The sequence below is a fragment of the Bacillus sanguinis genome (assembly GCF_018332475.1).
GTDB classification, from domain to species: Bacteria; Bacillota; Bacilli; order Bacillales; family Bacillaceae_G; genus Bacillus_A; species Bacillus_A sanguinis.
This window is the reverse complement of sequence record NZ_BOQB01000160.1, coordinates 1-11,336: the sequence shown is the minus strand read 5'-3', so window position 1 is coordinate 11,336 and position 11,336 is coordinate 1. Positions and strand designations below refer to the sequence as shown.

Genomic DNA, 11,336 nt, shown 5'->3' with positions numbered 1-11,336 from the left:
AATAAAAAACAGAAACTATTAAACATAGTTTCTGTTTTTTATTTCACCTCACAACAGTAAGATTTTTTATGCTTTTTGCCTGATAACTAAATCCTTGTAAAAAACACCGCTCATTTATTTCTTAAACTCGTAATAAAATAAATAGAATGATTCATATTCAATAATCATGTTTAATTTCATGAAAAGGGAGGTAATGGAATGTATCGAAGCAATTCAAATCATACATATAACGGACCTTCCAAAGCACTGCCTCTCTCCCTATTTGATGTAAAAAATGAATTGAAACAAAAAAGCAAGCTCATTCATTCTGGCACGATGTATAAATTAACGACAGAAGAGCAACTCATCATCAACAACATAAAAATACAAACAGAACAGCTAAATAAAAATAATGTGACAAGAACACGCGCATACTACCAATTTTACATTCAATATCCAGAAATACATTGGGCACTACTTGGGCATATGGTATCACGTAACGGTGGTTGGAATATGACTGATTTAAAGGGTGATTTATATACGAGAATTTTATCAGAGAAAGATCAAATCACATTCTTTTCTTTTTTAGAAAGAGGGAATTGGCTTATTTTCCAAGATGTATATCCTCAATTTCTGCTTTATGAACAAAGTGTAAAAAGAGCACAAAAACTATTTCACCTTCTCCCTCACCTAAATGTTTCTACATTTATGGAAACGATGTGGAACGATTTTTGGAAAACAGGTAACAAAAAAACATTAGCCATTGCAACTATTATTAATGAACAAAACTACTTAGAAAAAAGAGTGATTCAAAATATACAATTTAAAAAGACTGTACTTAATAGTATTGGATTTAAACTCTTTGATTTCTTTCAATTTAATCATATCCTTTTCCCATTCTACGAAAATGATAAGAAACTCAAAGTATTACTATTTGGTGATACAATGAAACATTTCACTTCTTTACACGAACGAATCTTAATTGGAAAAAGGTTGTATTCATTATTATTTCGAGACACACATGTTTTATCTCAAATAATAAGCTGGGCCCAGCACCATCCGCATACAGGATCAAGGAAAGATTACTGGCCTCATTTATTTTCAAGTGTAAATGAATCTTTTTCCCGTGAGTTTTATAAGCGTCGAATAAAGAAATGCCAGTTGCGTAGTGACGCTTATCGTATATACAGTCCTGCACTCATCTATGCATGGCGAGATATGAAGCATGAAGAAGTTGACAGTGAAGATTGGTTTACGGACTGGCAAGTTGTAAATTACTTAGTAGATAAGGAGGAAAATATAAATGGACAAATTACAGAAGACTACTGTAAAACACTCGAAAAAATTGAACTCGCCATTCTTGCAAAGAAAAACGTCCTCCTTCGAGAAGAAGAATGATTTTCTAGCATTAGCAGTTACAATCTTACTCTCTTCTATTATCGGAACTTGCTTAGATGCTTTCTTTGTTACGAAACAAATATATTCCTTTCCCGTTAGACCATTCTCATCCATATTTTCAGTTAACATTGGCTTTACTTTGTTTGTACTACCAATTTTAACAATGATTTTCATACAAATTTCGAAAACATTATCTGCAGTTTCTAGAATTCTATTTATTGTTTCAATAGGTATTTGTGCTAGTATTTTTGAACAGATTGCAGAAAGATTCGGTTTCTTTATTCATAGCGTAGATTGGAATCATACATACTCTTTATTTGGCTATATGATTTTCTTTTCTTTTATTTGGAAAGTATATCATTTCATACAAAAATAAAGAGACCATCATAGATCTCTTCTTAAGCATAATCTTCAGTTATTGCTAATAATGTAGGGTTTTGAAGACTTTTAGAACGTAAACGATACGCAATGACTTTCTTTTTATATTGCTTTATTACATCAACATGTTCCTCATGGCTATATAGAGAAAATCTAATCTCTTTATTCCCTATCTTCGTATCAATAACAATTGGTGTTCCTTCCCCGTGCGGCGGAAAATAATGTTTATCTAAAAATAAAGCCTCATTAAATTCATGAATAACTTGTAGTTTCATTTCTCCTTCTATACTCTTTCCATCTATCGATATAGAGGTATTCTCTTCCTCAAGTTTTTGATGTAATTCAAATCTACTAATAATTGATTCTACAACAGAAGTCGGCATACTAGACACTATTACTTTAAGAGCACCAAAAATAAATAATGTAACTATAAACCATGTTGTCATTTTCATCATCTCCATTACATTTTAAAATATAAATTTCGTTCCATACGGTATGAATATACTAATAAGTATTCCAGTTATAATCATCGTCACCGAACCAATCGTCGCCTCTTTTTCACCTTCCTTCACGAGACGGCTCACACCAATAATATGTGATGCGCAGCCCATTCCCACTCCTTTTCCAATCGTACTTGTTATACGGAAAAACTTAAGTACTGTTGGTCCGATCATAGCACCTGTTATTCCTGCAACAACTACAAAACTAGAAGTCATAGATGGAATACCACCAATTTGATCCGCTAATGAAATGGCAATAGGCATCGTCGCTAATTGCGGCAGTGTCGTTAATATGAGTTCCTTATCTATATTTAATATCCCGCCAATCATTACATTCATACTCGTTAAAGCCACTATGCCTACTGTTACGCCGATAAGTATCGACACAAAGTTTTTCATAAGTATTTTTCGCTCTTTAAATAAAGGAATTGCTAACGCTACAATTGCAGGACTCAATAATCCGGAAAGAATGTCTCCCCCATTTGCTCTATACTCATGATGAGAAATACCAAAAATCAGAAATAAACAAATCAGACTTACTGTAACTGTTAACACCGGTAACGTAAATGGAAACGTAAATTTTTTATATAACTTTATCGCCAATAAATAAACTACTACAGTAATAATAATGAAGACCATTTGCATCGTGCACCTTGTCGATTTTATTTTTTTGATGTTACTAACAATTGACTTATATATCCTGAAACAACCAAAGTTACTACGGTGCTTATAACTACTAAAAGGAATATAATACTCCCCTTACTGAAAAGAAAAGACCCGTATTCCATCAACCCTGTTGTCGAAGGAATTAGAAATAACGGTAAAAAGACGATTAACTTTTCCGCACCTTTCTCAAACCACTTTAATGGTAAAATACGAGTAGCAAGGAGCAGAAACAGCATTAACATCCCTATTAAACTTCCTGGCATTGATAAATGGAATACTCCTTGAACCCACGTACCAACTAGGCTAAATACATACAGTACGCCTACTTGAAGTAAAAGCGTCACGTGCTTCATTTCCTTCCCTCATTTCAATATTACGTATCACTATTATGAAATCTCATTTAATGTTTCTGCAAACCTCGTAATTCCCAGTTGAATTTGTTCGACATCTACTCTCCCAAAAGTAAAACGAATATATTCACTCTTAGTACCTAAAACACTTCCTGGGACAAACGCTACACCATTTCGTATAGATTCACCTAATAAATGATATTCATCAAACGTTCCTTGCACTTTGCACCATAAATGTATTCCACCCTCTGGAACAAAAAATTTAACCTGGTCACCCAATATTTCTTCAAGCTTTCTAATTAACACCTCTCTTCTTTCTTTCAATTGTTCACGAAGCATTGTAATATGTGCATGAAAATCTGCTGATTCTAAAAACTGATTTGCCACCCACTGCGTAAATACGCTATGTCCAAAATCAACTTGCTGCTTTGCATCTGCTAAACGTTCTATTACACGCGTAGGGCCAATTACCCAGCCAATACGTAATCCGGATGCAACAATTTTTGATAATGAACTTATATAAAGAACATTCCCGTTTTGATCCATTGATTTTAATGTTGGATTCACTTCTCCATTAAATGAAGTTAAACTATACGGATCATCTTCTACAATCGGTATCCCAAATTCAGAAGACAGTTCTAAAATCTTTTTACGTCTTGCTAATGAAAGCACAGTTCCAGTTGGATTTTGATAATCTGGATTCAAAAATACCATGCGAATACGATGTTTTTTATGCAAATCAATTAAGTCATCTGGATTCATTCCATGTTGATCAACAGGTAAATGGAATATTTTCAAACCAGCAGATTTAAACATCGGCAATGAAAAACAATACGAAGGGTCCTCGATTGCAATCGCATCTCCTGGTTTTAATAAGCATTGGACTATAAGATTAAGTGCCTGTTGTGCACCAGATGTAATAAGGATAGCATTCGAATCTGCTTCAATTTGTTTATATTGCTGAACATGTGCTGCAATTGTTTTTCTCAACATTTCATTTCCAAGTGGATGGTCATAACCGAGGTTTTCCATAAATGTTTTCTCCGACAAAATCGTTCGGAATCTATCACTCGGAATTAATTCTGGTGACAATTCACCACTCGCTAAATTAATTAAGTCGTCTTTTTGTATTTCTGTTCGAATTTGTTGAACGAGTGGTACATTAGGTAAGAATGAGCCATCCTCAACGTACCTACCCCAGTTTGGTATTCTTTTATGTGAAACACCCCATATGTCTGTATTCACCCGTGTTCCGCTTCCTTTTTGCCGTTCTACTACACCAAGTGATTTTAATTCTTCATATGCAGCTACTATCGTACTCCTGTTCACCTGTAATTCTTTTGCTAACATACGCTCAGAAGGTAACTTACTGTCAGAAGGAAACTCCCCTGAAGAAATACCCCTTTCAATATAATCCGCTATTTGTTTATATACAGGCGTTTTATCTGCACGATTTGGTTTCCATTCCATATAGTTGCCTCCTTTCAAAACGAAATATCCCCAATTTATTACTAACAGTATTCACCGTAAAAATAGTATTAATTAGTCACATTTTCTCATCCAAAAATAGATATATTAAAATAGCTCCCTTTCTGATTACTCGATAGCTTCTGAAATTCCAGCTTCATACTCTCGTTTCAGTTCTGTTACAAACTATCAAATTATTACCGCATACCATGTTACCCCTAGCAGTAGAACAAAAAGAAGGAGAATATAGATTGCAGATAAATTTTTCACATTTCTCTTTGTGGACTTTCCGTAATTCTCCTCTACATTTCGTGCAACTAGTACGGTCCCAAACAGTGATACAATTACAATAATAACGACTAGTGAAATTGCAAAAACCATTGTATTTTCACCTCTCTAAAGACAATCTATTTTAATAAAGAACTTCCCCTTTAAAACGGTAATAACATACTACCTTTCTTCTCTTATCATAATGGATGTTTTAAAAAAACGGACCAACCACTTTTGTGTTTTTTTACTCATCCACTTTGTGAAAAAAACAACTGATCGCTTATGGTCAGTTGCTTTTTTCACAAAGTTAATTATATTCATTTTTCACTTAAAATTAATCCGATTTAAAAGTTTGGCTTTTTCATAATGAAACACCGATTGAGATAATTCGAAAATTGTCCAGTTTACAAGACAAACTGTATTTTTAATAAGAAGCGACATATTTTATCACTTTTTACTCTTATCATTTTGATTCTTGTATAAGTGACTTATTCGCTCTTATAACTTCTTGATACAGCAATGGTGACCACTTTTCATTTATGTAGTCTTGAATTATCCAACCTACTCTTGTAGGACTCTTTTGTTTTATATAGTTTGCAATTTCAGGATTTATATAAGAGGCATAGTAATATGGACTGTTCCATGCTGTACCCCCAGAAGACAAGCTTGCAAAATTAATATATAGATGATGTAAATCCTCACTATTGTTCATCGTTTCATTAATCGTATCTTTAATAGATTTTACTTTCTCATCATAACTCACTTTATATTTATCTTGTACCGTTACATTTACATTTTGATTTACAGTTGTCGTAAACGTCTCATTATCTGGCCAATAAAAATTATTATATCCTCCAGATTCATTACTACCACTATATCTTTTTAGTAGTACAATTTTCCCACGAGCATCTCCCAATTTTATATTTCCTTCTGTTTTTAAAAAGATAGGATCAACAAAATAACTTTTTTCAAACGTACTACTAAATGAACCTTCTGCACCTTTCATATCCTCATACTCTTTTTTTAAAGACATAATAATCGTTTCACTTGGGTTATCTTTTAGAAATTGTTTCGCTTCGTTTATGAATTCATGCAGTGTTACATAAAGATATAACGGCCCATGATGAAGAACTATCGTATTATCATCTGTTAAACGTCCTCTTATATCAAAAATTCTAGCTCCATGATTCATTTGGTAACGAAAATCATATTCTTGCGTCATTCCCCATACTTGCTTAATCGGATTTTGCAACTTGAACGTCCCGCTATCATGTGTTCCTGGAATTGAAATTCGTGCTAATGGGATATTATCAGGTATAGGTTGCATCCACTTTGACCAATTTTCAAGTTCATTAACAGAGCTAGCTGCAACAACTCTCTTATCATGTAAAGCAAGTACAAATGTGATAAATATCGTACTACATATGAATAATTTCAAAATAAATTTCTTACTGCTCATTATTATTCCTCCTTTTTCTGTTTTACATCAAACTTATTGAATATAATATAATCTGGTGAACAAAAAATAAATAACATTTCATAAGTATGAAATATTGCATAGAAGTAAAGTTTAAAAAAACATTCATATATCCTGAATTAGAAAAATTTAAAGGAACTTCATCTGAAGTTCCTTTCGTTTACTTTATATTCAATACATATGAACCATCTTTATTCTCATACTTATAGACGTATAAATAATATTTACCTGGCTTTGCATTATAAGTACCTTTCACTACATTTCCTTCATTTTCACCATATGCTACATAGTTATTTAAATCTGATTCATGATGAAGCACCCATGTCATTCCGATATTTTGTTCATTTAGTAGAGAAATATTAATATTTTCTGGTGAGTCAATTTGGAAAGTAAATACATCTACATTATCACTATTATGTAGCGTTCCTTTCACCGATGTATGAATGTTAATTTTATTTGCCTGTCTACGTTCATTATTTGGTTCATTTTCTGTTACTTGTAACTCATTCCCACCGTTCGGTTCTCTTTGTCCATACCCTAAGTTTACTAGTATAGACTTCAAATCTGGTAAAACACCAATTTTATCTGCATATGGATCTTTAGATTTTGTTCCTGTGTTGTAGTTGCTTAATATTGCTCTTAGTTCACTCGGTCTATATGGTTGTCCTAAATTTTCTTTCGCAATGCTTTGTACTAAAGTCGCTGCTCCCGCAATAATAGGCGACGCACTCGACGTGCCACTAAAGCTAGATGTATAAAGATTTACAGCACTTCGACTTTGCTCTGCTGTAGTTGTATCTACGTTTTCTCCCCAGCCATACACATCAATACGGCTGCCATAATTTGAAAACCACATACGCTCATGAGGGAAAGATGAAGAGCCCGCTCCTACCATAATTGCACCTGAATCTTTAAAATCTTTACTATTACGATTTAAAATTTGTTTACCATTTCTATCTTTAAATTGGTCTAAATCATTCCAACCATTTGCTCCTGCTTCTATAATGACAACACCTTTATCTGTACCAGCACGAATTGCATCAAAGATATCTGGTTGTACCTCAACAGGTAAATATTTATCACCATATCCATCAAAGGAAGCTTGTGCCTCTAATAATAAAACATCCCCAGCTTCTAACTGATTCACAGCACTTAATATTGCATCAGCTGTATTATACTGTCCGTTATCTCTTATTTGAGAAATGACCTTTGCTTTCGCTTTTGGCGCAATCCCAATATTCCCAACTTCATTGTCCTCAGAGGATACAATTCCTAGTACAGACGTCCCATGACCGACATGTTGATCTATATTTATTCCAGACATTAATTCAATATTTTGATGTACTAAATCCTCATGATTTAATAACCATCCATATTCCATATCAACAAAAGTTATACCATTTCCTTTACCGCCTTGAACTTCCCAGGCGAAGGGCGCATTAATACCGTACGGTGCTGCTTCTAAATAACCTTGTTGTTTAAATCTAGGATTGTTATTAGGACTAAGAGATACACTTGATGGTTGCACTTCTGGTGGCGTTATTTTTTCTTGTTTCTTCATATACACATCTTCTATTAAAGAAGATTTCTTTAACCTATCTACTAGTTCTTCTTTCTGCTCACCATTTTGAGTTTGAAGAATATAGTAGTTTAATAAACTTGTAGATACATTATTGGGTGCTTTCACTTCAAGGTCTTCTATTTCCTCTGGACTTACAGATGTGAATAAACGCGTGAATGTTACATCTGGATATTCTACCAAAAGATCTTCTAGTACTTTGTCGTTCGTTTGAGATTGTATTTGTTTTTCAATACCATCTTCATATGGAAATTTCAAATCCGCTTTAAATTTTACAATGATTTGCTTATCTGTTTCTTGATCTATTCCTAATTTACTCTGCTGTTCTATAGAATTAGCATGTACACTATTGACAGTACCTCCTATTCCTAAAAGTGTTGTAATGATTACAGTTGACGCACACATTTTTTGAAATATTTTCATTACATCAATCCTCCTATTAACAACAATTAATCATTATATTAATTTATAATGATTTTATTTATATAACATATTCCCTTTCTACTAAATAGATTATAGTAATCAGCAATATGAACTTCAATGTATTTTCATATGCAATATTTCATATTAGAACTCTACAATACATGAATAAGAAACTTATAATGATTATTTATTTTATATGTGCTAATATACTTACATTAATATATTAAGTATATAAATATTCAAAACTACATTACTTAACAGTTTCACCTTAATTTTTTCTTAGGAGGATTTACAATGAAATTATTAAAAATAAAACATATAATCCCTTTATCTGCGGCTGCAATTACATTCGTATGTAGTCAAAGTACGGCTGAGGCTTCTACCATTCATACAGTAAAAAAGAATGATACACTTTGGGGCATTAGTAAACAATACGGCGTTTCAATACAATCCATTAAACAGGCAAATGATAAAGGAAACGATCAAACTTTCATTGGCGAACAGTTACATATTCCAGGTGCCACGAACTCAAATAAAATTACCGTTCGTCAAAACGTCAAACCTGCAAACATTAGTGACCAAATTATATATCAAGTTCAATCGGGAGACTCATTAGAAACGATAGCAAAGCGTTACAATGTTAACGTTCAATCTATAAAACAAATTAACAATACAGTCGGAAACAAGCTTTATACAGGACAACATTTGAAAATCAACTCAAGCATTTCAGAAAAAGAAAAAGACTTAATGGCACGCTTAGTTACTGCTGAAGCAGGTGGCGAATCGTATAAAGGAAAAGTGGCTGTAGCAAAAGTTATCCTAAACCGTGTAAACGCAAAAGGGTTTCCAAATACAATAACAGGCGTTATTTATGAACCTATTAAATATGGATATGCATTTACTCCTGTTACAGATGGAAGAATTAATCATCCTGCAAGCCCAGAAGCAAAAATGGCAGTAGAAGAGGCTATCTCCACAAATGGAATACATTCTGATTGGCTTTATTTCTACAATCCAAAAACATCAACAGACAAATGGATTACGACACGTCAAAAAGTAGCAGTAATTGGTAACCACGTCTTCGCTAAATAACATTTAAAATCATTAACAGACCTCTTCACTTAAAAGGTCTGTTTTTTTATATGTAAGATTTTATTAATCATATGACATAGTGATCTTTTAAAACTATCTCTTCTTTCAAATAAAATATTCGTATTTACTCCATCACTCTGAAAAATTAAAAAAGCATCAAGTTCAAAAACTCCCTCTTTATTCATAAAAGCTATTTCTTAACTTCATAAAATTGTTATACACTAGAAAAATAAAAAACAAACTATTCGTTAGCAGGTGAAAGAATATGTATGATGTTACAATTATCGGCGCTGGAGTAAGTAGCATTTTTATGGCTTATTTACTAGCTAAAAGTAACAAAAAAGTTTTAATTCTGGATAAAGGGAAAGCGCTAGAAGATCGCCATTGTCCTTTAGACGAAGGAAAAGTGTGTACTTGTACTACATGTGATAAATATTTCGGGTTTGGCGGGCTAGGAAAATCTGAAGGGAAATTTAATTATACAAACGGATTTGGCGGAGAACTTGAGCAAAAAGTCGGTAAAGAAGGCTTTATACAACTTATGGCTGAAGTAGATGAAATTCTATGTCAATTCGGAGGAAGTTCTGTTTCAAAATATTCTACAGAAAATCCAACTCTCAATAAGAGAGCTGAAGCGTGTGGTTTACGAATGCTAACAACAGAAGTAAGGCACCTTGGCACTACCCTTTCAAGTGAGATTTTTCAGCAACTCTATGAATTTTTACTTACGAAAATAAATATACAATTTCATATAGATGTACAACATATTATGAAACAGAAAGATCATTTTACAATAGAGACAAATGAAGGAACAGTTCAATCGAAGCAACTAGTATTTGCAACTGGACGTTCTGGAGCGGATTGGTTAAAAGAAATGTGCACTTCTCTCAATATTCCTCAGGAGCAAACTCGTGTAGACTTAGGTATTCGAGTAGAGATGAAAGAACACCAATTACGTTCTATATTAAAAGATACATTTGAGACTAAACTTTCTTATGAGCATGAACACTTCACAGCAACTACGTACTGTATGAATCCAAAAGGACGCATTATTAGAAAGTACGAAGAAGGTTTAGTTATGCCTGACGGTCAAAATTTTCGAGAGAAAGGAACTGGCACACCTAACTTAAATTTCACTTTATTCATCCCGCGCTATTTTTCAACTCTCAAAGAAGCAAATGTATATGCAAGTTCAATTATTAAAAACATTAACCAAGGACAAGATCGGATTGTTATACAGCGCTTAGAGGACTTACTAAATAAACAGCCTACAACAGCGAATGACATGAAACATAACCGTATACAGCCAACACTACAAGGAGATTACGGAGATTTGAATACAGAAATCCCTCCATTATATGTTGAAGGACTTAAAGAATTTTTATTACGCTTAGAACAATTTATCCAAGAACCGGTCGATACAGATACTTTATTATATGGAATTGACGGAAAGTTCTATGCCCCTACGATAAAACTCAATAACCATTTTGAAACAAGTATACATGGACTATTTTTAATTGGAGATTGTTCTGGTGTCACTCATTCCTTATCTCAAGCTGCTGCAAGTGGGTTATATGTTGGAAAATATTTATCTACGGTTTAAATTCTTTTATTAAGATACCAATCAAATATTTTCAGTTTCACAACGCTTTATTTATATACCTTATCCTTCCCTCGCTAACGATTATCCCGCAAAGAATCAGGATTTTATGAGATATATATGTAACATAACTATGTATGTAAAACTATTGACATTC

At 33.1% G+C, this 11,336-nt stretch carries 11 protein-coding genes and 1 pseudogene; 4 read left to right on the top strand and 8 right to left on the bottom strand.

The annotated features are described in order from the left end of the window. Nucleotides 1-198: 198 nt before the first annotated feature. Together KI369_RS17460 and KI369_RS17455 are read left to right on the top strand one after the other, a co-directional pair. Entirely contained in the window at nt 199-1,377 is a 1,179-nt protein-coding gene (locus KI369_RS17460) for a DUF2515 domain-containing protein (protein WP_212956764.1), read from the top strand. After that, nucleotides 1,283-1,753 (top strand): CBO0543 family protein, encoded by a 471-nt coding sequence (locus tag KI369_RS17455; protein WP_238484933.1) that lies wholly within the window; start codon nt 1,283-1,285, stop codon nt 1,751-1,753. The genes KI369_RS17460 and KI369_RS17455 overlap by 95 nt, the downstream gene beginning before the upstream one ends. Before the next feature lie 22 nt (nt 1,754-1,775). On the opposite strand, the gene KI369_RS17450 is transcribed toward KI369_RS17455, so the two are convergent. The 8 genes and pseudogenes from KI369_RS17450 to KI369_RS17415 form a co-directional block, all read right to left on the bottom strand. Continuing rightward, nucleotides 1,776-2,201 carry a YfmQ family protein gene (locus KI369_RS17450; RefSeq protein WP_212956763.1) on the bottom strand — a complete coding sequence of 142 codons (426 nt, stop codon included), beginning with the start codon at nt 2,199-2,201 and terminating at the stop codon, nt 1,776-1,778. A gap of 21 nt (nt 2,202-2,222) precedes the next feature. Next, nucleotides 2,223-2,894 carry an LrgB family protein gene (locus KI369_RS17445; RefSeq protein ID WP_212956762.1) on the bottom strand — a complete coding sequence of 224 codons (672 nt, stop codon included), beginning with the start codon at nt 2,892-2,894 and terminating at the stop codon, nt 2,223-2,225. A 23-nt stretch (nt 2,895-2,917) separates the two neighbouring features. After that, nucleotides 2,918-3,274: a CidA/LrgA family holin-like protein gene (locus tag KI369_RS17440; protein ID WP_212956761.1), complete on the bottom strand. Its 357-nt coding sequence runs from the start codon at nt 3,272-3,274 to the stop codon at nt 2,918-2,920. A gap of 33 nt (nt 3,275-3,307) precedes the next feature. Then, nucleotides 3,308-4,741 (bottom strand): MocR-like pyridoxine biosynthesis transcription factor PdxR, encoded by a 1,434-nt coding sequence (gene pdxR / locus KI369_RS17435; RefSeq protein ID WP_212956760.1) that lies wholly within the window; start codon nt 4,739-4,741, stop codon nt 3,308-3,310. A 186-nt stretch (nt 4,742-4,927) separates the two neighbouring features. Beyond that, on the bottom strand, nt 4,928-5,119 hold the full coding sequence (locus tag KI369_RS17430; protein WP_212956759.1) for a hypothetical protein: 192 nt from the start codon (nt 5,117-5,119) through the stop codon (nt 4,928-4,930). Between the two features lie 213 nt (nt 5,120-5,332). Beyond that, a pseudogene (locus tag KI369_RS17425) lies at nt 5,333-5,446 on the bottom strand (GntR family transcriptional regulator); the annotation flags it as partial. Between the two features lie 25 nt (nt 5,447-5,471). Then, a complete protein-coding gene (plcA, locus tag KI369_RS17420; RefSeq protein ID WP_212956758.1) occupies nt 5,472-6,467 on the bottom strand; it encodes a phosphatidylinositol-specific phospholipase C in 996 nt (331 codons plus the stop codon). A gap of 178 nt (nt 6,468-6,645) precedes the next feature. After that, entirely contained in the window at nt 6,646-8,487 is a 1,842-nt protein-coding gene (locus KI369_RS17415) for a S8 family peptidase (protein WP_212956757.1), read from the bottom strand. A gap of 294 nt (nt 8,488-8,781) precedes the next feature. On the opposite strand from KI369_RS17415, the gene KI369_RS17410 reads away from it, so the two are divergent. Together KI369_RS17410 and KI369_RS17405 are read left to right on the top strand one after the other, a co-directional pair. Next, nucleotides 8,782-9,579: a cell wall hydrolase gene (locus KI369_RS17410; RefSeq protein WP_212956756.1), complete on the top strand. Its 798-nt coding sequence runs from the start codon at nt 8,782-8,784 to the stop codon at nt 9,577-9,579. A 265-nt stretch (nt 9,580-9,844) separates the two neighbouring features. Beyond that, the gene (locus KI369_RS17405; protein ID WP_212956755.1) at nt 9,845-11,182 is read left to right on the top strand and encodes an NAD(P)/FAD-dependent oxidoreductase; all 1,338 of its coding nucleotides are present in this window, start codon (nt 9,845-9,847) and stop codon (nt 11,180-11,182) included. The last annotated feature ends 154 nt before the right edge of the window (nt 11,183-11,336 follow it).

Excerpts from the sequence above, each read along its gene's own strand:
- KI369_RS17460 (WP_212956764.1), top strand. The coding sequence starts at position 199 with ATGTATCGAAGCAATTCAAATCATACATATAACGGACCTTCCAAAGCA.
- KI369_RS17455 (WP_238484933.1), top strand. The coding sequence starts at position 1,283 with ATGGACAAATTACAGAAGACTACTGTAAAACACTCGAAAAAATTGAAC.
- KI369_RS17450 (WP_212956763.1), bottom strand. The coding sequence starts at position 2,201 with ATGACAACATGGTTTATAGTTACATTATTTATTTTTGGTGCTCTTAAA.
- KI369_RS17445 (WP_212956762.1), bottom strand. The coding sequence starts at position 2,894 with ATGGTCTTCATTATTATTACTGTAGTAGTTTATTTATTGGCGATAAAG.
- KI369_RS17440 (WP_212956761.1), bottom strand. The coding sequence starts at position 3,274 with ATGAAGCACGTGACGCTTTTACTTCAAGTAGGCGTACTGTATGTATTT.
- pdxR (WP_212956760.1), bottom strand. The coding sequence starts at position 4,741 with ATGGAATGGAAACCAAATCGTGCAGATAAAACGCCTGTATATAAACAA.
- KI369_RS17430 (WP_212956759.1), bottom strand. The coding sequence starts at position 5,119 with ATGGTTTTTGCAATTTCACTAGTCGTTATTATTGTAATTGTATCACTG.
- plcA (WP_212956758.1), bottom strand. The coding sequence starts at position 6,467 with ATGAGCAGTAAGAAATTTATTTTGAAATTATTCATATGTAGTACGATA.
- KI369_RS17415 (WP_212956757.1), bottom strand. The coding sequence starts at position 8,487 with ATGAAAATATTTCAAAAAATGTGTGCGTCAACTGTAATCATTACAACA.
- KI369_RS17410 (WP_212956756.1), top strand. The coding sequence starts at position 8,782 with ATGAAATTATTAAAAATAAAACATATAATCCCTTTATCTGCGGCTGCA.
- KI369_RS17405 (WP_212956755.1), top strand. The coding sequence starts at position 9,845 with ATGTATGATGTTACAATTATCGGCGCTGGAGTAAGTAGCATTTTTATG.